This is a genomic window from Roseovarius sp. AK1035 (genome assembly GCF_003288315.1).
GTDB lineage: Bacteria > Pseudomonadota > Alphaproteobacteria > Rhodobacterales > Rhodobacteraceae > Roseovarius > Roseovarius mucosus_A.
Genome location: NZ_CP030099.1, coordinates 1,268,482 through 1,291,395 on the forward strand (window position 1 = coordinate 1,268,482; position 22,914 = coordinate 1,291,395).

Sequence of the window (22,914 nt, forward strand, 5' to 3'; positions counted from 1 at the left end):
TTCTCCTTGTTGAGGGTTAATGCGGTTCTTAAGCGCCGCCTTTCATGGCGAGTTTGCGGGCCACCGCCGCTCCGAGCAGCGGAAGGCCCAAGGTCATAACGATCATCACGGTGCCAAGAGCGTTGATTTCCGGACTGATCGAATTGCGCAGCATCGAGAAGATCTGCGTCGGCACGGTCTCGACCCCGCCGGGTTTCCAAAAGAGCGTGCCGGTGATGTCGTCAAAGCTGATGGTGAAAGCAAAGAGCGCCCCCGCCGCGACGGCGGGCAGCATCAACGGCAGGGTCACGGAAAAGAAGGTCTGCACCGGCGAGGCGCCGAGGCTGAGTGCGGCCTCTTCTACATCGCGCTTGATGCTGACAAGACGCGCCTGCACCACAAGGATCACGAAGGGCAGGGTAAAGATCACATGCCCTGCCAGAAGCAGTGCGAAACTCTTGCCGATGCCCAGCCAGTTGAGAAACAGCAAGAGCGCCACCGCCAGCACCACCTCTGGCACAAGGATAGGCGCAATCAGCAGCGTGGTGATCGCGTTGCGACCGGGGATGTTGTAGCGCACCAAGGCAAGGCTTGCCAAAATCCCCAAGGTCGTCGAGATCACCGCAGTCATCAGACCAAGCACAAGCGACGTGCGAAAGGCGCGCATCACGGCGTCGTTATTCCACAGTTCCTGAAACCAATGCAGCGATACGCCAGTCATCGGAAAGCTGCCGAATTGGTTGGCGTTAAATGACAAGAGCACCACCACCGCCACCGGCAAAAACATGAAAGCATAGACCAGAACGGTCCAAGCGCGGATGATCTGCCACCCCATCAGCCCAGCCCCTTGGCCAGTTGCGCCATGCCAAGATAGCGGTTGTAGATGGCGACCAGCAGCCCCAATACGATCAACAGCAAGAGCGACAGCGCCGATCCAAGTGGCCAGTTCAATTGGGTGATGATCGCCTCAAACACCAGATTTGCGAACATCGCATCGCGCGGCCCACCAAGGATCACCGGGGTAATATAGGTTCCAGCGCCCAGCACAAAGCAGAGCAAGCCGCCCGCCGCAAGGCCGGGAAGCGAGAGCGGCAAGGTGACTTGGGTAAACGCCTGCCACCGGGTTGCCCCCAGCGAATTGGCAGCATCCTCCAGATTTGTGTCGATGCCCTCAAGGCTCACGTAGACATTGAGCACCATGAAGGGCAGCAAGAAATGCACAAGCCCGAGGATCACCGTGGCCTCGTTATAGAGCATCTGGATCGGCTCGTTGATGATGCCAAGCGATAAGAGCAGGGAATTGAGCGCGCCGGATGTGCCCAGAATGTTGATCCAGCTCATCGTGCGGATGATATAGCTGATCCAGAACGGCAGCATAAGCAAGAGCAGCAGCACCATCTTGTTGCCGCGCGAACGGGCGATGAAATAGGCCGCCGGATACCCCATCAGGGCACAGATTGCCGTGGTGATTGCCGCGATTTTCAACGTGTTGAGCAGGATGTCGCGGTAAAACCGATCCGTGAGGGTTTTTTGCCAGTTGTCGAGGTAGAAGCCGACCGTATCCGCGCCCATCGCCGAGCGCAGCCAGAAGGAATAGACAACGATGAACATGAGCGGCACAAGCAAAAGAAGCGTCACCGCCCCCAAGGCGGGTGACAACAGAATCCACGGCTGCCTCGCTTCGCGGGCCTCAACCGACATGCGTCTCCCTTTCATGCGCGACCCGTCAAATGCGGGCTTGCGATGAGGGTGCAAAGCAGGCCATCATTAATCAAATAGATAATGGGAATTGTGACAATAGATGTAGCCTATGGATGATCGTAACAGCCCCGAACGCATCATGCGCGAGATGGATTGGAACCTCTTGCGCACCTTTGTCACGCTGGCGCAGTCCAGCTCTGTTACGGATGCTGCACATCGGTTGCGGCTGACGCAGCCGTCTGTGTCTACAGCGTTGAAACGGTTAGAGGAACGGGTTGGCAAACGTCTTATTCACCGCACACCGGGGCATTTCGCACTGACCGAGGCGGGCGAGGTTCTGTATCGCGAGGCGCTGGATATCCAAGGCTCTATTTTGCGCCTCTCGACCCTCATGCGCGATATGACGGATGAGGTGACGGGTCATGTGCGCCTGTCTTTGGCCTCTCACGTGATCTGCCCGCTTTTTGATCAGGTTCTGGCAGAGTTCCATGCTGAAAACCCCCGCGCGACGTTGGCAATCGAGGTGCATTCTTCTGCGCAGGCGATTGAAACGGTGTCGGCGCGCTCGGCCTCCTTTGCCATCTGCCTTGTGCATCAGCGCAACCCCAAGCTAGAGTATATGCGCCTTTATCGAGAGTTCTTTGGCTTGTTTTGCGGGCCGCGCCATGCGCTGTTTGGGCAACGTGATCTCACGCGGGCGGACCTTGCTGGGCGCTCGGCCGTCAGCTTTGAAACCGACCGATTGCAAGACGCCCTCAAACCCGTAACCTTGATGCGGGCACAGGCGGAATTGGGGGATCAGATCATCGCCACCTCCAGCCATCTGGAAGAGGTGCGGCGCATGATCATCGCGGGAATTGGCGTGGGTCCGCTGCCGTTGCATGTGGCGGAGCGCGATGTGCGAGACGGGCTTTTGTGGCAGTTACCCCCCTATGATCAGACGGCGGCGGTTGATGTGCACGTTGTCTGGAATCCGCGCGCCGTGCTCAATCGGGCGGAACAAAGCCTGCTTGATCGGCTATTGGCCCGGATTGACGAAACCCCGATTGAAGAGCGCACCTATCGCTAGAGTTCTGCGCGCAAGGCTTGTGCCCCGCATAAAAGATTCAACCGTTACGCAAATCAGTGTAGCGTCAAAATTGCCCCGTTTCGGGCCGGTTTTTCATCACTGATTCCAGGAGACCTGTTTTGACGCCCACAACGACCTCCCCAGCCGTCACGCTGACCGTTGCCATTGATGGGGCTGCCCCAGTCACCAAAACTTGCGATCTTTTGGTCGTCGCCTGCGAGCCACGCAATCTGAGCAGTATTTGTGACTATACCGCAGCAGAAACAGCGGTCTTTGGTCAGCTGACCAACTTTACCTTTCACACCACTTTGGTGAGGGTAAAGGTGCCCAATCCTGCGCCGCAATATGGCATCATTCTAGCGCCGACAGAGATTTCGGCCATGGCGGGCCATGTCAGTGGGTATCGCAACGAAACAGCCAAGCAATTCTCGTTAGAGACCGCCAATTCCATGACCGAGAACCTTGTTACCGTGTATCAGCTACAGGGTCCGGCCAATCCGCCAATGACCGAGGCGGAGTTTCTCGCCAATCTGGAGCAGACGCTGCCGACGCTCGATTGGTGGCCTTATCCGGATTATGAGATTGTGACCGACAGCACCGGCGCGCCGGTCGATCTGCGGACGCCCTATTTCGACCATTTCGATAATACGGGTCTTCGCGGTGGCGGACCGTGGAATTATCTGGGCCTGCAGGGCAAGAACAACACGGTTTTTGTGCATGGCTCGACCTGCTTTGAATCCGTGCTGCAGTGCTGGCAATATGGCGGGATGCTGCTGGATCAGCAGGCGGCGCTGGGTTGGTCGCTACCTGCCGACAAAGGGGCGCCTATCATTGTGCTGGGGGCTGGGCCTTCAGGCATGATGTTCGCGCATCGGCTGCAAGGTTTGGGCTATACCAATGTCGAAATCCTCGAATCCACAGACCGTTTCGGAGGCAAGACGCATACCGTCACCTACGATACACCATCGCCCAATGGGCAACCCACACCCTGTGAATTGGGCACCTGCTATCTCTCGCCCGCGTATGACAAGATGGCCGCGCATTTTGCCGCCTGCGGGTTCATGGACGGGAATATCCGCGAGGGCATGTTTCTGACCGCCGATCACCAGGACCCCGCAGGCCATTCAATCCGCGCCATGGTGACGACAGGGCAGTTTCCCGGCGTGCCTGCCCCGGCCACCTTGATGGATTATGACGACTACACCCTGCTCAAAGGTTATTACGAGGCCAACCAGCCCTTTGCCGATCCGGAAAACTGGATGGCCGGGTTCAATGAGGATAAGGTCAAGGCCGAAATCTTTGTGCGTCTTGCAGAGTATGACGTGCTCTTGGCGATCTACCGTGGGCTGACCCTGCCGATGCCGCTGAGTGCGCCGAAGGAGTTGCTGCAATATGACAGCTTCTACGATTTTCTCGCCAAGAATGATCTGCTGATCCTGACAGGAATGCTGGAATATGCCTATTCGGTGCAGGGATATGGCCCGCTGAAACAAATCCCAGCCTATTATGGCATGATCTGGATTTCATTGCCCCTGACCCTTGGTCTGATTTTCAGCGACAAGCCAGCAGTTACCGTTTTGTCAAAAGGTTGGCTTGATATCTGGAAACAAATGGCCCCGACGCTAAGTATCACTCAAAATGCTCAGGTGACAAAGATCACCCGCTTACCTTAAACTTTGGGGGCGGAACGGGCGCCGCGACGAAGGGGACAGAGGTGAAAGCGCTGGAGCGCAGGGCGACAACTATCGCCGCCGCGGATGTGGTGGGGTTTTCTCGCCTCGTCGCAATGGACGAGGAGGGGGTGTTTGAGCGGCTGCGCATCTTGCGGCACGCCATTATTGACCCGGCGATTGCAGATCATGGTGGGCGGGTTGTTAAATCCATGGGCGACGGGCTTTTGGTGGAATTCCCCGGCCCTGCCGCAGCGGTCCATGCCTCTTTGAGCGCGCAACGCGCTATTGCCGCGCATCAGCTTCAGGAACCCGACGACCTGCGTATCTGGCTGCGCGTGGGGATAAACCACGGCAGTGTCCTTATCGACGGAAGCGATGTTCTGGGCGATGTCGTCAATATTGCGGCGCGGCTTGAAACCCTATCGGCACCCGGCGGCATTTGCGTGTCACGCACGGTGCGCGACATGCTGGCGCGGGAACCGGGCCTGACGATCACCGGGCAAGGCATGCAATTTGTCCGAAACATCCCCACGCCGGTTGAGGTTTGGCATGTTACAACCGGGGTCGAAGCCGAGAACCGCAGCACCGTCACCCAGAGCGCAGATCGTCCTTCTGTCATCGTGCTGCCCTTCGATAACTTGTCGTCTTCGGTCGAGGATGGGTTTCTGGCGGATGGGATCGCCGAAGATTTGATCAACGAGTTGTCGCGGTTTCGCTCGCTTTTTGTCATCGCACGCGGCTCCTCCTTTGCGTATAAAGACCGCGCGCAAGACATGCGCCAGATCGCGCAGGACATGCGTGTGCGCTATGTGGTCAAAGGTGCTGTGCGCCGTGCGGGTGCCCGTCTGCGTGTTACAGCACAACTGATCGAGGCCGAGACAGGTCGTCAGATATGGTCTGATCGCTATGATCGCGACATGGCTGATCTCTTTGCGCTGCAAGATGACATCACGCGCTGTATCGTGACTGGGCTGACACCGGAGATTGGCGCGCATGAGCGTGCCATGTCGCGCGCCAAACCCACCGAGAGCCTGTCAGCTTGGGAAATGTGCCAGCGTGGCCTGACCGAGATCGACATGCGCACCTCTGGTGGCGTCCGTAACGCAACCGCCCTCTTTCATGCCGCCGCCGAGGCAGATCCGACCTATGCTTTGCCCCATGCGCTGATAGGACGTGTTCATGCGGTACGGATCTACTCGGGCCGGAGCCGCAATCCCCGCGAGGATGTGGTGAAGGGCATGTTTCACGCCAATCGCGCTATCGAATTGGATGACAGGCTCGAGCTTGGGCATATCACGCTTGCGCAACTTTTGACGCTGCAAGGGCAAGAAAACGATGCCAGAGAGGCGTTGGCCCGCGCGCGGGCGCTCAATCACAACGATGCGCTGATCTATAACGCGCAGACCTTTATCAACCTCTTCCAAAAGAACCCCAACACCGAAGAGATGGAGGCGGCCGGGCTAGAGGCCATTCGCCTCAGCCCTCAGGATCCGATGCTGTGGTCCTTTTACTGGATGCTCGCCGTTGCCATCTGGATGCGCGACATGAGCTTGGGTGAGAATATGCGCCAGTATCTCGAACCTGCGGCGCGCAATCCTGGGGCGGAGGCCTTTGTGCATTCCGCCTATGCTGTTCTATCCCTGCGCGCCGGGGATCAGACCACGGCAGAGCGTGCCTTGGCGCAGGCCTTGACCGTGCGGCCTGATTTCTCGTTGGATGTAATCAAATACGGGTTTCACTTTCCAAAATGGCCCGCGCTGGTGGCGGGGATCAAGGATGACCTGGAAACGCTCGTCTCGATGGGTTTGCCGCGCCGGTGATGCAAATGCCCGCGAGATGTGATAGACTAAGGAAATTACCGCTAGACCCAAATTGTATCAAACCACGTTTCCGACGGAGTGTTCGTTCAGAGCCCAGCATTCATGGCAATTGCCGAGGTTTTCACGATGAGTATTTTTGATCTGTGCCTTCTTTTGATCCTGTTTCAGATCAAGCATTACCTTGGCGATTTTCAGTTCCAGACGGCATGGATCGCACGGAACAAAGGAAGGTATGGGCATCTGGCGGGTATCGTGCACGCCGGAGTGCATGGGATACTCAGCCTGCCTATCCTGCTCTGGTTTGCTCTACCTTGGAATTTTGCTCTTGGTCTCGTGCTGGCGGAGGTGGCGCTGCATTATCACATCGACTGGTCCAAGGCGCGTCTCGTGCGCATAGAGGATCTGACCGAGACCGACCCGAGGTTTTGGTATTACCTCGGGCTCGATCAGGCCGCGCACCAGCTTACGTATATCGCGCTTTTCGCAGTGGTGGTCAGCCGCGCGACCTGAGCGTTTCACGCCCCAAACGACAGGCCCATATCCCAAAAGCTTACCTCTAACCGCGTCGCCGTAGTAAAACGCTGGCAAAGCCGCCCCCAGGCCGGGGTTGTCTCGGCACCTGCTCCCAGCCGCAGAAGGACGGCACCGTCAAAGAGCGTGCCAGCATCGCGACAAACCTGTTGATAGGCGTCGCCTGCATAGGTGTTGATCCAATCCGCATAGGGGTGATCCGCAGGCACCGGCCCTAGCCGCGCGCCAATCTCGCCATAGCCCATGACGCATGGGGTAAGGGCTGCCAGAAGGTCAAGAAAATTGCCAGAATGGCCCGCGTCAAGCACGTAGCGCGTATAGGCAAGGTTGGCGGGATGCTCTTCGGCGGTGTAGAGATCCGCCTCGCTTAGCCCCGCCTCGGCGCAGGTTTTCACATGCAGGCTAAGTTCGTGATTGACCAGCGCATCAACGGTGGCGGCGCAGGCGCGCATTTCCTCGAGCGCATCGGCTTTGGTCACAGCGAGCGCCCAAGCCCGCGCAAAATGGATCAGGAATACGTAATCCTGCACGAGATAGCCAAGGAAGGCCTTGCGCGGCAACGTGCCGTTACCCAATCCTTCGACAAAGGCGTGATGCGTATAGTCCTGCCAGACCGTGCCCGCCGCATCGCGCAAGCGGGGAAAGGTCGTTCCGTAATCGCGCGTCATTCTGCGTTCAGGTCCATGGCAAGCCCGGAAACCGGGGTCGCGTCACTGATCATTCCTGCGTCGAGCAGGAATTGTTCAAACCGCTTGTAGCGCGCGTGATCCAAGGCGGCGGGCCGGGTTGCAAAGCGCGGAAAGGTGTCAACCCAAGCCTTTTCATTCAGCTCATCCTGCAACTCGGGCGAAGTGCCTGCGAAAATCTCCCAGCTGTCTTGCGGATGGTTCATGATGTACTGCGTTGCGCGCTCAGTGGCGTGCAGAAAGCGGCGGATCATCTCGGCATCCATCGAATCGGGATTGGCGACATAGATCAGCTCGTCATAGGCGGGCACACCTTCTTCTTCGATATAGAAACAGCGGCCCGGCACGCCTTCGATCTCCATCTGATTAAGCTCGAAGTTACGATAGGCGCCGATCACCGCATCGACCTGACCGGACATGAGCGAGGGCGACAGCGACCAGTTGACGCTGACCAGTTCGATATCGCTCAGGCTGTGGCCATGCTGTGCAAGAATTGTTGAAAGCAGCACTTCTTCGACGCCAGCCACCGAAAAACCAACCTTGCGGCCCTTAAGGTCAGCCGTGGATCTGATCGGCCCATCCTCTAGCACCAAGAGACAATTGAGCGGCGTGGCAACGAGCGTGCCAACGCGGCGCAGCGGAAGGCCATTCTCGATCTGCATGTGCAATTGCGGCTGATAGGAAATCGCAAGATCGGCTTGCCCGGCGGCGACCATCTTGGGCGGATCACTTGGGTCGGCGGGGGCAATGACCTCTACCTCGAGTCCGGCTTCTTTGAAATATCCCAATTCCTCGGCCAGAATGATGGGGCCGTGATCGGGGTTTATGAACCAATCGAGGATCAGGGTCATCTTGTCCTGCGCCATGGCCGGGCTGGCCAAAAGGGCAAAGATCAGGGTGAGGTGTTTCATGTATCTGTCTCCTGTTGAACGTCGCCAAGGGCGATCAGGGCAATTTCGCCGTCCCAGTGGCCGCGCAGCCGTGTTGCGGCTTGCCATGACCGCAAACCAGAGCGGCACGCGAGCACCGCGCGCGGCCCCTGCGGATGCGTGGTGGGGTGATCGAAATCCGAAACGCGACGGCGGATGGCGTTTGGCAAAGCGGGCCCGCTCTCTGCCTCGGCGCGCAGGTCGATCAGCCAATCGGAGGGCGTGATCTGAGCGGGGGCAATAAAATGAAATCCATCCTTTGGCTCTGATGCTTTGTCAAAGCGGAAGCCGCCGAAGCGGGAACCGATCGCCTCAAAGGTCACAAGCTGCCCCAATGGATCAGGCTCTATTCCGGCTAAATTTGCGATTGCCATCTGCGCCTGAAGACTGCCCATAACGCCGACAGCGGGACCAAACACGCCATCAGCATCGCAACTGCCTAATCGGTCTGGCAGGTCCGGAAACAGCGCACGCAACGAGGGCGCGCCGCCGCAAAAGCCACCGACGTAGCCAGAGGTGCCAACGATGGACGCGCTGATCAGCGGCTTGCCCAAGCCATGGCAGGTGTCGGACAATATGTAACTTGCCGCGAAACTGTCAGCGCAGTCGAGCACAAGATCAACGACCACGACATGGCCCGGTGCATTGACCGGATCAAGCGGCTCTAATACGGCTGAAATCTTGCAATCTGGATTTAGCAAGGTCATGTGTGCCGCGGCAACCTGCGCCTTTGGTTGGCCGATATCCGCCATGCGAAACAGCGTTTGACGGTGCAAGTTGCTGAGACTGACCCGGTCGCCATCCATCAGCGTTATGCGCCCCACCCCTGCGCCCACGAGGTATTGCAGCACCGGGGCGGCCAAGCCGCCCGCACCCACCACCAGCACATGCGCCGCCGCAAGCCGATCCTGACCAGCAACCCCAAACGCGGGCAGGGCGATCTGACGTGCATAACGGGTCATCGCGTGACCTCAATCCAGTGCTGCACCCGCGCCTCGGGGTCGGGATTGAGCGTGATATCCGTCACGGCAGACACGATATCCGCCCCGGCCGCATAGGCCCCACCCGCCCGCTCAACCGACATGCCTCCGATGGCGACCAAGGGAACGTCGCCGATCAGGCGCTTCCATTCGGTCAACTTGTCCAGACCCTGTTCGTGCCACTTCATCTTTTTCAGGATGGTAGGATAGACCGGACCAAGCGCCACGTAATCAGGATCGTGCGAGAGAGCCCGGTCAAGCTCCGCATGATCATGGGTGCTAAGCCCCAGCTTCAGCCCGGCACGGCGCATGGCGGGAATGTCGGCGGTGTCGAGATCCTCCTGCCCCAGATGCACCCAAGTCGCGCCTGCATCAATCGCGGCTTGCCAATGATCGTTGACCACGAGAGTGGCACCATGGGTCCGACATAGGCTCTGTGCCTGCGTAATTTGCGCGTTCAAGGCCTCGCCCGTAAGATCCTTGATGCGCAACTGCACGAGTTTAACACCAAGTGGCAGCACGCGGCGAAGCCAGTCGGTGTGATCGAAAATCGGATAGAAACGCGGCAGAGACATCAGGTAAAGGCCCTTCCTAAGACGGGGGTGGAGGGGGCGGCCATATCGCGCGGTTCCATCGGGTCGGCCTCATAGGCAAGGCGCCCTGCCTCCAATGCGCGGGCGAACCCGTCGGCCATCGCCGCCGGATCGCCTGCCTTGGCCACGGCTGTGTTAAGCAGCACTGCGTCATAGCCTAGTTCCATCGCATGTGCCGCTTGGCTTGGTAGGCCTAGGCCTGCGTCGATCACCAGCGGCAGATCGGGGAAATGCGCACGCAAAGAGCGAAGGCCGTAGATGTTATTGAGGCCAAGCCCGGTACCAATCGGGGCACCCCAAGGCATCAACACCTGGCATCCCGCCTCTACCAGGCGCTCGCAGAGCACAAGGTCTTCGGTGCAATAAGGAAACACCTGAAATCCGTCCTCGGTCAGGATGCGCGCCGCTTCGACCAGGCCAAAGGGGTCTGGCTGCAGGGTGTCGGCGTGGCCGATCACCTCAAGCTTGATCCAGCGCGTGTCAAACAGTTCCCGCGCCATCTGAGCCGTTGTTACAGCCTCCCGGACCGAATGGCAGCCGGCGGTATTGGGCAGGACGCGCACATCAAGGTCGCGGATCATATCCCAGAACGCCTGGCCCGCGCGGTCGCCCCCTGCCTCACGCCGCACAGAGACGGTGGCGATGCCCGCGCCAGAGCGTTTGAAGGCATCGGCGAGGATCGCGGGCGAGGGATATTGCGCAGTGCCCAGCATCAGCCGCGAGGTGATCTCGGTCTCGTAGAAAACAGGCATGTCAGCCCCCTTGCCGTGGTGCGACGATCTCGATCCGGTCGCCGTCATTCAGTCTATGTTCTGGCCTCATTGCAGCAGGAACAAAACTTTCGTTCACTGCAGTCGCCACCTTGGCCGCGCCATAACCCAGCTCGATCAGCAGCGCATCAAGCGATGGTGCAGTGGTGTCCTGCACAGTGCCGTTAACCGTGATCTTCATGATAAAACTCCGGTTTCTGAGTATCGCCCGAGACCATCTCTGCTGCCATACGCGCCACCGCAGGCGACAAGAGGAAGCCGTGGCGAAAGAGGCCGTTGACATAAACTGTGCCTCCCTTGCGGGAAACGCGCGGAAGGTTGTCGGGGAAAGCAGGGCGTGCATCAGCGCCAATTTCCAGCACCTCCGCCTCGCCAAAAGCGGGGTGCAGAGCATAGGCAGCCGACAGCAGCTCCATCACGGACCGAGCCGAGGCACGGCCGCGCTCCGTGCTCTCGATCTGTGTCGCACCCAGCATGAATACACCATCGCCCCGTGGCACGATGTAGAGTGGAAACCGCGGGTGCAACAGGCGAATGGGCCTTGTCAGGGTCACATCACGGCTGCGCAGCACCAGCATCTCTCCCTTGACCCCCCGCAGATCGGGCAAACTGTCCTGCGCGGCGAGGCCGCGACAGTCGATCACCGAACCATGAGGCTCTGCCGCATCTTGTTCGAATCGCACGCCTGCGTCCACCAGGCGCTTGTGCAGGTGATGCAGTGCCGCGCGAGGATTGATATGCGCCTCATCAGGAAAGAAAAGTGCGCGGTCGTGGCGCTCAACCAAATGCGGCTCTAACACGGCCAATTCTTCGCCTGTTACAAATCGATGCCCCATGGTTCGGCGGGCGAACTGATCCAGTTCGCGGCGGTCGCGCTGCAAGGTGACAACGAGCGAGCCCCGTCGGATTACCTCAACTCCCTGTGCCGCCCACCAATCGGCGGCCGCTTGACCCAATCGCACCACTGGCTCTTCTGCGGAAAAGCCCTCGCAAAATGGGGCCAGCATGCCGCCTGCCCACCAAGAGCAGGCATGCGCGCCGGGTGATGGTGCGGGATCGCGTAAAGTAACGTCAATGCCACGCGCGACAAGTTCGGTTGCCACGCAGAGGCCAACGATGCCCGCGCCCCGGATGGTGACAGGCCCTGTCATGTCCAAACCTCGTGAAAGTGGTGCACCGGGCCATGGCCCTTGCCAATTTCCAGCGTATCTGCGGCGAGAATGGCGCGATGCAACCAGCCATGGGCAGTTTCAACCGCTTTTGGCAAGGTTAGTCCCTTTGCGAGATGTGCCGCAATGGCCGATGATAGCGTGCAGCCAGTGCCATGGGTGTTGCGCGTGGCGATGCGGGGGGCGTCGAGGCGATATGTTGCGTCAGCAATCAGCCAATCGGTGCAAGTCTCGCCTTGCGCGTGCCCGCCCTTCATCAAGACGGCCACGGCACCCATGTCCCGCAGAAGCGCGCCCTGCGCCTGCATTTCCGTACTGTCGCGCGCCTCTGACATGCCCAAAAGTGCTGCCGCCTCTGGCAGGTTCGGGGTGAGGAGATCGGCACGTGGCACAAGGTGCTCCACGAGGGCGGCACGCGCAGCGTCCGGCAAGAGGCGCGCGCCGGATTTTGCGACCATCACGGGATCAAGGACGATGGGGCCATGATACTCCGCCAGAGCCCGCGCCACTGTTTCGATGAGACCTGCGTCGCCCAGCATGCCGATCTTGATGCAATCGACCCTGATATCGCCTAAAACAGCTAAAATCTGTGCTTCAACAGTCGCGTTAGGGATGGGATGCACATCGGTCACCGCACAGGTGTTTTGGGCTGTCACGGCGGTAATCACGCTCGTTCCATAGACGCCCAGTGCCGAAAACGTCTTGAGATCTGCCTGAATGCCCGCGCCGCCGCCGCTGTCGGAGCCCGCGATTGTCAAAGCTGTGGCAATCATCTGCCGTTCCTCTCATCTTGCGGGGAAACGGACGGAGTGCGCACCGGGCGTGCTGAGGTCCGTTCCCTACGCCGGCATCACCCGGATCAGGTTCGATGGGTTGGCTTTGCACCTCTCAGCCCTGAACACGGGCACCCCAACGGATATGCCTGATTGCTAACAGCCGGTTCTGCGCGCTGCAAGAGGAGAATGCGAGACAGGAAATGTCGCAAACAGCCGTCAAACCGGCGTGTAAACACGCCACTTTGGGGCAGTCCCTCTTGCAGAAGGTTGCTCAGATGTCCTGTGTTCTAGACTGCCCTCAGTTCGACCGCGTCGCGAAATTCGTGCTCGATCCCGCGCTTGACGTTCCGCAAGAGGTGCTGGAGCGTATTGCCCTCCTGCTGGTTGATACGCTCGGCGTGGCTGCGGGGGCCGCGACACTGGAGGTGGGTCAGATTGCACGCGATTTTGCGGTAGAGTTTCATGCGGCGTCTAGTGACAAACACAGCGCAACTTTGCTATTTGACGGGCGAACCTGTGCAATGCCTGGGGCGGCTTGGGCGCTTGCTACGCAGATCGACAATCTTGATGGGCATGACGGCTACAACCCGACCAAAGGGCATATCGGCTGCGCGCTGGTGCCAGCGCTCTTTGCCTATGCTGGGCAGCATCCACAGTTGACCGGGCGGCAGGCGCTCACTGCGCTTGCGATGGGCTATGAGGTGGCGGCACGGGTCGGTGTGGCGCTTCATGCCACGGTCAGCGATTACCATACCTCGGGCGCTTGGAATGCGCTGGGTGTTGCGGCCCTTGGGGCGCATCTGCGCAGGCAGACCTCGGATGTGTTGCGCGAGGCTCTGGGGATCGCGGAATATCATGGGCCGCGCAGCCAGATGATGCGCGAGATTGCCAATCCCACCATGTTGCATGACGGATCGGGAATGGGGGCTCTTGTAGGAATTTCGTCACTGTTTCTTGCAGAACGCGGCTTTACCGGCGCGCCCGCGATTACGGTCGAGAGAGAAGACGTGGCGCGTATTTGGGAAGATTTGGGACAGGATTGGACCATCCTGCGCAACTACATCAAACCCTATCCGATTTGCCGTTGGGCGCATGGCGCGCTGGAAGGGGTGCGTGTTCTGATGGTCGAGCAAGGGCTGCGCGCCGCAGAGATTGAGCGGCTTGAAGTGGCGACATTTGCCCAATCCGCCGCGCTTTTCCCGGGCCTTCCCAAGACGACGAGCGAGGCGCAGTATTCTCTGGGTTTTGCGCTTGCCACGCTGCTGGTGCATGGGCGCATCGGGCCAGAGCACATCACCGGTTCGGGCCTGAACGATCCGGAGGTCGCCCGCCTGCACGCGCGGATCACGGTGCGTGAAGAACCGCGCCATTCTGCCCGCTTTCCCGACGGGCGCTGGTCTGATGTGACGGCGATCCTGCAGGACGGGCGGCGACTGACCTCAGGCGATGTCAACGCGCGCGGCGGCCCAGAGGCCCCCATGCCCGAAGCGGACGTGCGCGCCAAGCTGGGTGCGATGGCCGGGCATGTGCTGTCGGAGGGGCGCATTGCGGCGCTTTGGGATATGAAACAGAGACTGTTGCAGCCAGATATGCTTTTTTCCGAGATGGCTGATCTGGTCACGCCTGCACCGGACCGATGACAAAAAAAGCCCCGCCATGAGGGCGGGGCAAGTCAATGGTGCCCGAGAAAGTCAGGCCTTGGGCACCGGCGGTGTCTGGGTAATCAGTTGGGTCGCTCTTCCATTTCCGAGCGAATTTGCTGGCGTAGCACGTCGATGGGCACCACCTTGCCCTCGCGCTTGAAGCACCAATAGGTCCAGCCGTTGCATGAGGGTGCGCCTTCGAGATGCGCACCGATCTGATGGATCGAGCCGTTGATGCCATCGGCCACCAACGTGCCATCGGCACGCACCTTGGCCGCTTTGCCGTTGATCGAGGTCAGAACCTCACCGGGGCGCAACATACCGCGCTCGATCAACTGGCCAAAGGGCACACGGGGCTCTGCCCGTTTGGATGTCGAAACCTGAAGCGCGTCGCGGTCGAATTTACGGATATTCGCAAGCCGCTTTTCCGCAACACTGCGATAGGCCGCCTCACGTTCAATCCCGATGTAATCGCGGCCCAGCATCTTGGCCACGGCACCCGTGGTGCCCGTGCCAAAAAACGGGTCCAGCACGACATCGCCGGGATTGGTCGATCCGACAAGAACGCGGTGCAACAGGCTCTCGGGTTTTTGCGTCGGATGCGCCTTGTCGCCGTTGTCATCCTTGAGCCGCTCATGCCCGGTGCAGAGCGGCAGCACCCAATCCGAGCGCATCTGCACCCCGTCGTTGAGCGATTTCAGCGCCTCGTAATTGAAGGTGTACTTCGCACCCTCGGATTTCGACGCCCAGATCATCGTTTCATGGGCGTTGGTCAGACGCTTGCCGCGAAAATTCGGCATCGGGTTGGATTTGCGCCAGATCACATCGTTCAGGATCCAATAGCCCGCATCCTGCAGCGCCGCACCGACCCGAAAGATGTTGTGATAAGAGCCGATGACCCAGATTGCCCCATGAGGTTTGAGCAAGCGGCGCGCCGCCTTGAGCCAGTCTTGGGTGAACTTGTCGTAGGCGGCGAAACTTGCAAATTGGTCCCAAGCATCATCGACCGCATCCACTTGGCTATTGTCGGGTCGATGCAGATCGCCCTTGAGCTGTAGATTATAAGGCGGGTCAGCAAAGATGAGATCAACGCTTGCCTCTGGCAAGCTGTTCATCACCTCGATGCAATCCCCGGCGATAATCGTATTGAGAGGGAGCGCAGGCGCGCCCTTGGCTTTGGTCATTGTCGTCATCTTCTGCCTCTGTCCCGGCGCTTCTGCGCTCTGGTCGTTGGAGACCAAGATGAGTCAAACCCGATTCGCCGTCAAATTCTTTTTTGAATCAGAGGGTTAGTTATTTTCTTGATACAATATGTTGTGCACCGGCTTGAACGAACGTCTATGATGTGGGGTCACACCAAGATTTAGGAGCGCCTCTCTGTGGCTTTTCGATGGGTATCCGGCGTTCCGTTCCCAGCCATAGCCGGGGAACTGTTGCGCTAAATCCCACATGATCTGATCGCGCCTGATTTTCGCCACAATTGAGGCCGCCGCAATCGAAACCGAGACCGCATCGCCGCGCACAATGGCACGGGCGGGCAGGGTCAGGCCACGCGGGATCAGGTTACCGTCAATCAGGACAAGGTCAGGCTGAGGATCGAGTGCTGCAATCGCCCGCTCCATCGCCAGATGCGCGGCGCGCAGAATGTTGAGCTGATCAATCTCTGCGACGCTGGCATGGGCCACGCTGGCCTCGGCAGAGGCATGGATAGCCTCACAAAGTATGGCACGTCGCGCCGCGCTGAGTTTCTTTGAGTCGTTCAACCCCTCGGGAATATTGCCCGGATCAAGGATCACAGCGGCGGCCGTCACCGGACCAGCCAATGGCCCGCGCCCAACCTCATCCACCCCGGCAATGCGGAGATACCCCTCTGACAGGGCGGCGCGTTCATGGGTGAAATCAGGGCCAAGCATAATCCCACGTCGCATGATCCGAGCGCAAATGCAAAGGGAGGGGCGTGCCCCTCCCTTGCGCGCGCGCGCGATGTTTTCAGTAGAAACCGTATTGGTTCAGACAGTGATCCCGGTAGATCACCTGATGATGCCCGCCCACCCGCACGGCGCAGGCCGACGGCAGCGCAGTGTAAGAGCCGTAGCGCTGGTTCAGGCAGCGGCCAGAGTATCCAGCCCGGTTGCCTGCATAGACCCTGCAAGCCCCCGGCAAATTGACGCGCTGTGCCTTGCCATAACTTTTGCCATAGCCCCCACGGCCGTTGTCATAGCGGTGATCGTTATAGGCTTTGTCATGCCGACGGTCACGGGTGCTGTAATTGCGACCGTCGTAGTCGCGATACGAGCCATTGTCCCGATAGCCGTCGTTGTTCTTCTGCTTGCTGTTGCTGGCAATCGCCGCGCCTACAATTGCGCCCAAGGCAATCCCCACGGCAAGATTGCGGTTGTCGCTGCGGTCGCGGGCAAGCGCGGGGGTGGCGGTGGCGGTTGTCAGCGCAACGGCGCCAATAATAAGGGCTGTGGTAATTTTCCTGAACATTGGATGATCCTTTCACAAGCGAGTGGTCTAGTTGCGATGGTTGTCGCGGTGATAGGGGACATGGTTGCCATAGCCCCGCTGATAGACCGGGCGCCCTTGATGCTGGCGGCCATAGCCGCGCTGCGGTTCGTAAGAGCGGTGCTGGTTGTAGTGGTGGCGGTGATGATTGGGTTTGTAGACCTGTTTGTGCTGCCGTTTGGGGGAGTAATAGTGCTGCTGATAGCCATGACCGCGCGTGGCATAGTCATTGCGACGATCGCGGTCGCGATTGCGATCATCCGCAATTGCGGCCCCAACGATGGCCAGCGCCGCAACCCCGGCGATGATGGCCGCGGTTTCGCCGCGGTTCTGGGCTTGGGCTGGGGCTGCGGTAAGGCTGGACACGGTCAGAGCCGCGCCGATGATGAGAGCGATGAACTTGCGGTGCATGGTCATTCCTTTCAGGATGCTGACGGTCGTTTTCTTGCGTCGGTCCGCATGACCGAACGCTGTAATCCGAGGATGGGATCAGCCCGCCCAGACAGGCAATAACGCCCCAATGATATCAGATAACACGCCGTTTTCCGGCCAGTCCGTCGCACAAGTTATTGAATAGCCGCAGGCCTTGACGCATCTTGGCGGCATGGAACAGATAACACGCCCCTTTATCCTTGCCTTTGGCCTGATGCTTGCCGCAACCACGGCACAGGCGGCCTGTCAGGTAGAATACAAGGCCAAGCGCGACAAACCGCTTGAGCTGTATTACGACGTCACCGTCGTAAACGCGCCCTGCGCCTCGGCAGAGGCCGCGCTCCGGGCGCAATTGGCACAGCAAGGTCTGACCTTGCTCAAGGTGCTGTCAAAGAAGGAAACCTAAGGTGATAGGTCAACGGGTGCGCGGATGCGCGGGATAACCACCACCGCCGCTGATGCACGCCGATCCGGCAATCGTGTGGTGATTGCCGGGGTCGGGGCCATCGTGGCAATTCTGACCAGTGCCGCGGTGTTCCTGTTTCTCAGCCTGCCAGATGCCAACGCCTTCAACGCCAAGGTTGAACGGATCTTTGTTGAGAATGACGCGCTGACCGGTGAAGGCGAAATCAAACTGCTGGAAATCCTTGCCCTTTCAGGCACGGCATTCTCAGAAACACTGGTCAGCTACCGGATGGTGATCTTTGTGCTGTTGGTCTTTGCAACAGCTCTGCTGGTGGCGTCACTGGTTTTTCTGGTGATGCTGATCACCCTCAACCGCCGCATGGCGCAGATCGAGCGCTCGGGGATTCAGGTCAGTTCCCTGCTCATCAGCCGCGATGAAAAGACAGTGTATCTCAACGATATGGGGTTCAAGCTGACTGATGCCGCCATGGAAACGTTGAGTGTACTGGCAGAGGCCCGGATGGATGACGATGTGATGACCGGGGCCGAGATTGAAGCCGTGATTTCGGGGCGCAAACCCGAGGATTGCGAAGAGGCCGCCGGCGCAACGCGCATCAAGCGCCTGCGCGATACGTTGGGCAATCAGTTGGTGAGCGAGCTATTGGTCAAGAATATTGCGCGGCGCGGGTATATGCTGGCCATCGACAAGGCCGTGATCCGGGTGATCTGAGCAGTCTCAGACGCCCAAGGCCGCGACCAGCCGCGACCAGTCATGCGCCCAGCCGTCATCGTTGCGCTCACTCAGCCGGATCATCCAAAGCTCCATGTCTTGCCCCGGCAGCGCCTGATCAAGCGGCACCAAACGCCCTTCGTCCAAATCGCGTTGCGCCATGCCTTCAGGCAGCCAGGCCACGCCGATTCCTCGGCGCGCGTATTCATGGGCGGCGAGCGTCAGCGCGGTTTCGGCGCGGCGGCGCAGGATACGGTTTGCGGGGATACGCGGCAGAATCGCGCGCGCCATGATCTGTCCCAGAAACACGTCTGCCGGATAGCCGATAAATGGCAGATCACTGCCCTGTGCCAGACGCGGGGCCGCCACTGGCCTCAGTCGCTCTCGCCCCAACAGGACCTGTTCGAAACTTCGGCTGAGCGTGAGTGGCGCAATCTCGGGCACGGCATAAACGACGGCCAGATCGGCCTCGCCGGAGAGCAGGCGCAAAAGACATTCCTCGCGGTTGTCGGATCGCACCCGTACCGGTCGTCCTCCTTGGGCGGTCAGAATGCTGACGATCGCCGGGGAATGGGTGGTGGTAATCGCGTGCTGACAGGCGAGCGTGAGGCCCCGCGTTCCGGTGCGCTGTATCAGGCTTTCGCGCAGGTGGCGCAATTGCGTGGCCAACGCCCGCATCTCGCCCGCCTGCGCCTCGATCTCGGGCAAGAGCACAACGGGTTTGCGCCGCCGATCAAAGAGTGGCACGCCAAGCGCGTCCTCAATCGCGCGTAGGCGGCGGGTAAACGCGGATTGGCTCACATGCCGTGTCTCGGCGGCGCGCGCCAATGACCCAGCATCAGCAACTGCCAGAATATCGTCTAGCCACTCTAGCCGCATATTGCATTCCTTGCATTATATATGACAATAATAGCATTGGACGCGCGTATTGTCCCGCTTTAGCCTGCAAAAAACGCATGTTAAATGGAGGACACTCATGCATCTTGCCCGCTATCCCCGTCGTTTTCTCGCTCATCTGCCGACTCCGCTGGAACGGCTGGACCGTTTGACCAAGGAATTGAACGGTCCTGAAATCTGGATCAAGCGGGATGATTGCACCGGCCTTAGCACCGGCGGCAACAAGACCCGCAAGCTAGAGTTCCTGATGGCAGAGGCCGAATTGCAGGGCGCGGATATGGTGATGACCCAAGGGGCCACGCAATCCAACCATGCGCGTCAAACGGCGGCCTTTGCCGCCAAACTGGGAATGGATTGCCACCTGCTGCTTGAGGATCGCACGGGTTCGAACAACGCCAATTACAACAATGGTGGCAACGTTCTGTTGGATCACATGCACGGGGCGACCACGGAAAAGCGCCCCGGTGGCGGCGACATGAATGCCGAGATGGAAAAGGTCGCGGACAAGTTCCGTGCCGATGGGCGCAATGTCTATACCATTCCCGGTGGTGGCTCGAACCCGACAGGCGCGCTTGGCTATGTTAACTGCGCCTTCGAGATGCTGGCGCAATTCAATGATCGGGCGCTCAAGGTGGATCACATTGTTCATGCCACCGGCAGTGCTGGCACGCAGGCGGGGCTGATCACCGGTCTGAAGGCGATGAACGCGCAAATTCCGCTCTTGGGCATTGGCGTCCGCGCGCCCAAGGCCAAGCAAGAAGAGAATGTCTATAACCTCGCCTGCGCGACCGCTGAAAAGCTGGGCTGCGCCGGAGTGGTCAAGCGTGAGGATGTGGTTGCCAATACCGATTATGTTGGCGAAGGCTATGGCATTCCCACGGAATCCGGCATCGAAGCCATTCACATGTTTGCCGAATTGGAGGCAATCCTGCTCGATCCGGTGTATTCGGCCAAAGGGGCTGCGGGCTTTATCGACCTGATCCGCAAGGGTCATTTCAAGAAAGGTGAGCGCGTCGTCTTTCTGCACACCGGGGGGTCTGTCGCGCTGTTTGGCTATGACAGCGCCTTTGATTTCTCGGGCCGCTGGAAAAAGTAACCCATCCCAAAGGGCGAACAAGACAAAGCCCCGCAGCAATGCGGGGTTTTCCATGCCTGACATATCCGGTAAAGCGCTCTGTAACCTATATTTGCAGGCGGAAAAGCACGCATGAAATTCACATTGTCCTGGCTGAAAGAGCATCTGGAAACCACGGCCTCGGTTACCGAGATCGCCGAGACCCTGACCGATCTTGGGCTAGAGGTCGAAGGCATCACCGACCCCGCCGCGCGGCTGCGTGACTTTACCATCGGCAAGGTGCTCAAGGCAGAACCGCATCCCGATGCGGACCGGCTGCGTGTCTGTCAGGTCGCGACAGCGGATGGAGAGACCCAGATTATCTGCGGCGCGCCCAATGCGCGGGAAGGGATCACCGTCGTGATCGCCAAGCCGGGCGTCTATGTGCCAGGCATCGACACCACCATCGGCGTTGGCAAGATCCGGGGTATTGAGAGCCACGGCATGATGTGTTCCGAGCGCGAGATGGAGCTTAGCGAAGAGCATGACGGCATCATCGAACTGCCTTCGGGCGAGGTAGGCCAGCGGTTTACCGATTGGCTGGCCGCCCATGATCCGGCCAAGGTTGACCCCGTCATCGAGATTGCCATCACCCCCAATCGTCCCGATGCGCTTGGCGTGCGCGGCATTGCTCTTGATCTGGCAGCGCGGGGAATGGGCAAGATGAAACCGGCGCAAACTGTCGACATCGAGGGGCAGTTCGCCTGCCCCATCGGTGTGACGATTGACGCGGATACGGCAACCGGCGGCTGTGAGGTTTTTGCTGGGCGGTTGATCCGGGGGGTCAAGAACGGCCCTTCTCCCGAATGGTTGCAACAGCGGCTGCGCGCCATCGGACTGCGCCCGATCTCGGCGCTGGTCGATATCACCAACTTCTTCACCTATGATCGCAATCGCCCCCTGCATGTTTTTGACGCGGACAAGGTGAAGGGTGACCTTCGCATACACCGCACGACAGGCGGCGAGACATTGATCGGACTGGATGAAAAGGAATACACCTTTGGCCTCGGTCAGGTGGTGATTTCTGACGAGTCCGGCATTGAGAGCATTGGCGGTATCATGGGGGGGCTCGCGACCGGCTGCACCGACGAAACCGTAAATGTCTTTCTGGAAGCGGCGGTATGGGACACCGTGCAGATCGCCACAACGGGCCGCGCTCTGCGGATCAACTCAGACGCGCGCTATCGCAACGAGCGCGGTATTGATCCTGCGTTCAACATGGAAGCACTGGATCTGGCGACGCAAATGATCCTCGACCTATGTGGTGGTGCGCCTTCGAACCGCGTCGTCGCGGGCAAGGTGCCGGATGTGAGCCGCGCCTACCGGCTTGATCCTGCGCGGGTACAATCGCTGGTGGGAATGGAAATTCCTGAAAGCGAGCAGCGTCAGAGTTTAACTGCACTCGGCTTCAAGCTCGAAGGTAACATGGCCTATGTCCCAAGCTGGCGGCCTGATATTCTTGGCGAGGCGGATCTGGTGGAAGAGGTGGCGCGGATTGCATCTCTGACCAAGTTGCAAGGCCGCTCTATGGCACGCGCCCTGCCTGGCGTGCCCAAGCCGATCCTCAGCCCGATGCAAAAGCGCGAACAGATCGCGCGCCGCACCTGTGCGGCGCTTGGCTATAACGAATGTGTCACTTACAGCTTTATTGACCATGCCGCAGCCACGCTCTTTGGCGGAGGCGATGATGCGACGATGCTGGCCAATCCGATCAGCGCAGACCTTAGCCACATGCGTCCGGACCTGCTTCCGGGTCTGTTGCGGGCTGCGGCCCGCAATCAGGCGCGAGGGATCATGGATCTGGCGTTGTTCGAAGTGGGGCACGCCTTTCATGGTGGCGAGCCGGGTGAACAGCATTTGCAGGTTGCGGGACTTCTTGTAGGGCGCTCGGGGCCTAAAGAGGTACATGGCGCAGCGCGTGCGGTTGATGTCTTCGACGCCAAGGCCGATGTCGAAGCGATCCTTGCCGCTATTGGCGCGCCTGCCAAGGTGCAGATCCTGCGCGACGGGCCGGCATGGTTCCATCCGGGCCGGCATGGGCGGATATGTCTGGGACCCAAAAAGGTACTGGGTATCTTTGGCGAAGTGCATCCGCGCATTTTGCAGGCGCTGGATGTCAAAGGGCCTGCCGTGGCCTTTACCCTCTATCCGGCGGAAATTCCGTTGCCGCGCAAGACATCTGCCAGCAGGGGCGCATTGGACATCAGCGATCTGCAGGCGGTCGAGCGCGATTTCGCCTTTGTGGTAGACGTCCAAACCGAGGCGCTGACCCTTATCAACGCGGCGGCTGGGGCCGATAAGGCGCTGATCGAGGATGTTCGCGTGTTTGATGCCTTCAGCGGTGGTAATCTGGGTGAGGGCAAGAAATCCCTCGCTTTGACCGTACGCCTTCAACCCCGCGACAAGACACTGACCGAAGCCGAGATTGAAGCGGTATCGGGCAAGATCATCGAAAAGGTAACAAAGGCGACCGGCGGAGTGCTGCGTGGCTGAACAAGAGGAGAAAACC

The 22,914-nt window shown here is 59.5% G+C and carries 24 protein-coding genes and 1 riboswitch; of the genes, 9 read left to right on the top strand and 15 right to left on the bottom strand.

Going from position 1 to position 22,914, the window contains the following annotated elements:
- Positions 1-28: 28 nt before the first annotated feature.
- Positions 29-814 (bottom strand): ABC transporter permease, encoded by a 786-nt coding sequence (locus RAK1035_RS06120; protein ID WP_008281248.1) that lies wholly within the window; start codon positions 812-814, stop codon positions 29-31.
- Positions 814-1,695 carry an ABC transporter permease gene (locus RAK1035_RS06125; protein ID WP_232279201.1) on the bottom strand — a complete coding sequence of 294 codons (882 nt, stop codon included), beginning with the start codon at positions 1,693-1,695 and terminating at the stop codon, positions 814-816. Before RAK1035_RS06125 ends, RAK1035_RS06120 begins: the two co-directional genes overlap by 1 nt.
- Positions 1,696-1,789: 94 nt before the next feature.
- On the opposite strand from RAK1035_RS06125, the gene RAK1035_RS06130 reads away from it, so the two are divergent.
- The 4 genes from RAK1035_RS06130 (at position 1,790) to RAK1035_RS06145 (ending at position 6,752) form a co-directional block, all read left to right on the top strand.
- Positions 1,790-2,749, top strand: a complete 960-nt coding sequence (locus RAK1035_RS06130; protein WP_008281250.1) for a LysR family transcriptional regulator — start codon at positions 1,790-1,792, stop codon at positions 2,747-2,749.
- A gap of 119 nt (positions 2,750-2,868) precedes the next feature.
- Complete coding sequence (locus RAK1035_RS06135; RefSeq protein ID WP_008281251.1) at positions 2,869-4,422, top strand: NAD(P)-binding protein; 1,554 nt, start codon at positions 2,869-2,871, stop codon at positions 4,420-4,422.
- Between the two features lie 41 nt (positions 4,423-4,463).
- A complete protein-coding gene (locus RAK1035_RS06140; RefSeq protein WP_050775758.1) occupies positions 4,464-6,242 on the top strand; it encodes an adenylate/guanylate cyclase domain-containing protein in 1,779 nt (592 codons plus the stop codon).
- A 126-nt stretch (positions 6,243-6,368) separates the two neighbouring features.
- The gene (locus RAK1035_RS06145; RefSeq protein ID WP_037297929.1) at positions 6,369-6,752 is read left to right on the top strand and encodes a DUF3307 domain-containing protein; all 384 of its coding nucleotides are present in this window, start codon (positions 6,369-6,371) and stop codon (positions 6,750-6,752) included.
- A 5-nt stretch (positions 6,753-6,757) separates the two neighbouring features.
- On the opposite strand, the gene tenA is transcribed toward RAK1035_RS06145, so the two are convergent.
- The 8 genes from tenA to thiD are packed head-to-tail and all read right to left on the bottom strand — an operon-like array spanning position 6,758 to position 12,673.
- Complete coding sequence (tenA, locus tag RAK1035_RS06150) at positions 6,758-7,441, bottom strand: thiaminase II (RefSeq protein ID WP_008281254.1); 684 nt, start codon at positions 7,439-7,441, stop codon at positions 6,758-6,760.
- Positions 7,438-8,370, bottom strand: a complete 933-nt coding sequence (locus RAK1035_RS06155) for an ABC transporter substrate-binding protein (RefSeq protein ID WP_008281255.1) — start codon at positions 8,368-8,370, stop codon at positions 7,438-7,440. Before RAK1035_RS06155 ends, tenA begins: the two co-directional genes overlap by 4 nt.
- Positions 8,367-9,350: a HesA/MoeB/ThiF family protein gene (locus RAK1035_RS06160; RefSeq protein ID WP_008281256.1), complete on the bottom strand. Its 984-nt coding sequence runs from the start codon at positions 9,348-9,350 to the stop codon at positions 8,367-8,369. The genes RAK1035_RS06155 and RAK1035_RS06160 overlap by 4 nt, the downstream gene beginning before the upstream one ends.
- Positions 9,347-9,943: a thiamine phosphate synthase gene (locus RAK1035_RS06165; RefSeq protein ID WP_008281257.1), complete on the bottom strand. Its 597-nt coding sequence runs from the start codon at positions 9,941-9,943 to the stop codon at positions 9,347-9,349. Before RAK1035_RS06165 ends, RAK1035_RS06160 begins: the two co-directional genes overlap by 4 nt.
- Positions 9,943-10,713, bottom strand: coding sequence for a thiazole synthase (locus RAK1035_RS06170; protein ID WP_008281258.1), 771 nt, complete (start codon positions 10,711-10,713; stop codon positions 9,943-9,945). Before RAK1035_RS06170 ends, RAK1035_RS06165 begins: the two co-directional genes overlap by 1 nt.
- Before the next feature lies 1 nt (position 10,714).
- Positions 10,715-10,912 (bottom strand): sulfur carrier protein ThiS, encoded by a 198-nt coding sequence (gene thiS, locus RAK1035_RS06175; RefSeq protein ID WP_008281259.1) that lies wholly within the window; start codon positions 10,910-10,912, stop codon positions 10,715-10,717.
- On the bottom strand, positions 10,896-11,882 hold the full coding sequence (locus RAK1035_RS06180; RefSeq protein WP_008281260.1) for an FAD-dependent oxidoreductase: 987 nt from the start codon (positions 11,880-11,882) through the stop codon (positions 10,896-10,898). Before RAK1035_RS06180 ends, thiS begins: the two co-directional genes overlap by 17 nt.
- On the bottom strand, positions 11,879-12,673 hold the full coding sequence (gene thiD / locus RAK1035_RS06185; RefSeq protein ID WP_008281261.1) for a bifunctional hydroxymethylpyrimidine kinase/phosphomethylpyrimidine kinase: 795 nt from the start codon (positions 12,671-12,673) through the stop codon (positions 11,879-11,881). The genes RAK1035_RS06180 and thiD overlap by 4 nt, the downstream gene beginning before the upstream one ends.
- 46 nt (positions 12,674-12,719) lie before the next feature.
- Positions 12,720-12,822: riboswitch (TPP riboswitch) on the bottom strand.
- Between the two features lie 129 nt (positions 12,823-12,951).
- Between thiD and RAK1035_RS06190 the strand changes: the two genes are divergently transcribed.
- Entirely contained in the window at positions 12,952-14,316 is a 1,365-nt protein-coding gene (locus RAK1035_RS06190) for an MmgE/PrpD family protein (RefSeq protein ID WP_008281262.1), read from the top strand.
- An 83-nt stretch (positions 14,317-14,399) separates the two neighbouring features.
- Here RAK1035_RS06190 and RAK1035_RS06195 read toward each other — a convergent pair whose 3' ends face one another.
- The 4 genes from RAK1035_RS06195 to RAK1035_RS06210 form a co-directional block, all read right to left on the bottom strand.
- Positions 14,400-15,512 carry a site-specific DNA-methyltransferase gene (locus RAK1035_RS06195; RefSeq protein ID WP_008281263.1) on the bottom strand — a complete coding sequence of 371 codons (1,113 nt, stop codon included), beginning with the start codon at positions 15,510-15,512 and terminating at the stop codon, positions 14,400-14,402.
- A 96-nt stretch (positions 15,513-15,608) separates the two neighbouring features.
- Positions 15,609-16,232, bottom strand: coding sequence for a ribonuclease HII (locus RAK1035_RS06200; RefSeq protein WP_008281264.1), 624 nt, complete (start codon positions 16,230-16,232; stop codon positions 15,609-15,611).
- 76 nt (positions 16,233-16,308) lie between these two features.
- Positions 16,309-16,809 carry a hypothetical protein gene (locus tag RAK1035_RS06205; RefSeq protein ID WP_008281265.1) on the bottom strand — a complete coding sequence of 167 codons (501 nt, stop codon included), beginning with the start codon at positions 16,807-16,809 and terminating at the stop codon, positions 16,309-16,311.
- A gap of 27 nt (positions 16,810-16,836) precedes the next feature.
- On the bottom strand, positions 16,837-17,238 hold the full coding sequence (locus RAK1035_RS06210) for a hypothetical protein (RefSeq protein ID WP_254683690.1): 402 nt from the start codon (positions 17,236-17,238) through the stop codon (positions 16,837-16,839).
- Positions 17,239-17,431: 193 nt separating this feature from the next.
- Here RAK1035_RS06210 and RAK1035_RS06215 point away from each other — a divergent pair, with 193 nt between their 5' ends.
- Entirely contained in the window at positions 17,432-17,665 is a 234-nt protein-coding gene (locus RAK1035_RS06215) for a hypothetical protein (RefSeq protein WP_037297840.1), read from the top strand.
- A 24-nt stretch (positions 17,666-17,689) separates the two neighbouring features.
- Positions 17,690-18,394 carry a winged helix-turn-helix domain-containing protein gene (locus RAK1035_RS06220; RefSeq protein ID WP_008281268.1) on the top strand — a complete coding sequence of 235 codons (705 nt, stop codon included), beginning with the start codon at positions 17,690-17,692 and terminating at the stop codon, positions 18,392-18,394.
- Positions 18,395-18,400: 6 nt separating this feature from the next.
- Here RAK1035_RS06220 and RAK1035_RS06225 read toward each other — a convergent pair whose 3' ends face one another.
- A complete protein-coding gene (locus RAK1035_RS06225; RefSeq protein WP_008281269.1) occupies positions 18,401-19,273 on the bottom strand; it encodes a LysR family transcriptional regulator in 873 nt (290 codons plus the stop codon).
- 97 nt (positions 19,274-19,370) lie between these two features.
- Here RAK1035_RS06225 and RAK1035_RS06230 point away from each other — a divergent pair, with 97 nt between their 5' ends.
- Positions 19,371-20,387 (top strand): D-cysteine desulfhydrase, encoded by a 1,017-nt coding sequence (locus tag RAK1035_RS06230; protein ID WP_008281270.1) that lies wholly within the window; start codon positions 19,371-19,373, stop codon positions 20,385-20,387.
- A 111-nt stretch (positions 20,388-20,498) separates the two neighbouring features.
- Positions 20,499-22,898, top strand: a complete 2,400-nt coding sequence (gene pheT, locus RAK1035_RS06235) for a phenylalanine--tRNA ligase subunit beta (RefSeq protein ID WP_008281271.1) — start codon at positions 20,499-20,501, stop codon at positions 22,896-22,898.
- The last annotated feature ends 16 nt before the right edge of the window (positions 22,899-22,914 follow it).

Coding starts and splice junctions, on each gene's coding strand:
- RAK1035_RS06125 (WP_232279201.1), bottom strand. CDS start 1,695: ATGAAAGGGAGACGCATGTCGGTTGAGGCCCGCGAAGCGAGGCAGCCG.
- RAK1035_RS06215 (WP_037297840.1), top strand. CDS start 17,432: ATGGAACAGATAACACGCCCCTTTATCCTTGCCTTTGGCCTGATGCTT.
- RAK1035_RS06230 (WP_008281270.1), top strand. CDS start 19,371: ATGCATCTTGCCCGCTATCCCCGTCGTTTTCTCGCTCATCTGCCGACT.
- RAK1035_RS06155 (WP_008281255.1), bottom strand. CDS start 8,370: ATGAAACACCTCACCCTGATCTTTGCCCTTTTGGCCAGCCCGGCCATG.
- RAK1035_RS06200 (WP_008281264.1), bottom strand. CDS start 16,232: ATGCTTGGCCCTGATTTCACCCATGAACGCGCCGCCCTGTCAGAGGGG.
- RAK1035_RS06180 (WP_008281260.1), bottom strand. CDS start 11,882: ATGACAGGGCCTGTCACCATCCGGGGCGCGGGCATCGTTGGCCTCTGC.
- RAK1035_RS06170 (WP_008281258.1), bottom strand. CDS start 10,713: ATGCCTGTTTTCTACGAGACCGAGATCACCTCGCGGCTGATGCTGGGC.
- RAK1035_RS06205 (WP_008281265.1), bottom strand. CDS start 16,809: ATGTTCAGGAAAATTACCACAGCCCTTATTATTGGCGCCGTTGCGCTG.
- RAK1035_RS06165 (WP_008281257.1), bottom strand. CDS start 9,943: ATGTCTCTGCCGCGTTTCTATCCGATTTTCGATCACACCGACTGGCTT.
- tenA (WP_008281254.1), bottom strand. CDS start 7,441: ATGACGCGCGATTACGGAACGACCTTTCCCCGCTTGCGCGATGCGGCG.
- thiD (WP_008281261.1), bottom strand. CDS start 12,673: ATGATTGCCACAGCTTTGACAATCGCGGGCTCCGACAGCGGCGGCGGC.
- thiS (WP_008281259.1), bottom strand. CDS start 10,912: ATGAAGATCACGGTTAACGGCACTGTGCAGGACACCACTGCACCATCG.
- pheT (WP_008281271.1), top strand. CDS start 20,499: ATGAAATTCACATTGTCCTGGCTGAAAGAGCATCTGGAAACCACGGCC.
- RAK1035_RS06195 (WP_008281263.1), bottom strand. CDS start 15,512: ATGACGACAATGACCAAAGCCAAGGGCGCGCCTGCGCTCCCTCTCAAT.
- RAK1035_RS06130 (WP_008281250.1), top strand. CDS start 1,790: ATGGATGATCGTAACAGCCCCGAACGCATCATGCGCGAGATGGATTGG.
- RAK1035_RS06210 (WP_254683690.1), bottom strand. CDS start 17,238: ATGCACCGCAAGTTCATCGCTCTCATCATCGGCGCGGCTCTGACCGTG.
- RAK1035_RS06145 (WP_037297929.1), top strand. CDS start 6,369: ATGAGTATTTTTGATCTGTGCCTTCTTTTGATCCTGTTTCAGATCAAG.
- RAK1035_RS06225 (WP_008281269.1), bottom strand. CDS start 19,273: ATGCGGCTAGAGTGGCTAGACGATATTCTGGCAGTTGCTGATGCTGGG.
- RAK1035_RS06220 (WP_008281268.1), top strand. CDS start 17,690: ATGCGCGGGATAACCACCACCGCCGCTGATGCACGCCGATCCGGCAAT.
- RAK1035_RS06160 (WP_008281256.1), bottom strand. CDS start 9,350: ATGACCCGTTATGCACGTCAGATCGCCCTGCCCGCGTTTGGGGTTGCT.
- RAK1035_RS06190 (WP_008281262.1), top strand. CDS start 12,952: ATGTCCTGTGTTCTAGACTGCCCTCAGTTCGACCGCGTCGCGAAATTC.
- RAK1035_RS06120 (WP_008281248.1), bottom strand. CDS start 814: ATGGGGTGGCAGATCATCCGCGCTTGGACCGTTCTGGTCTATGCTTTC.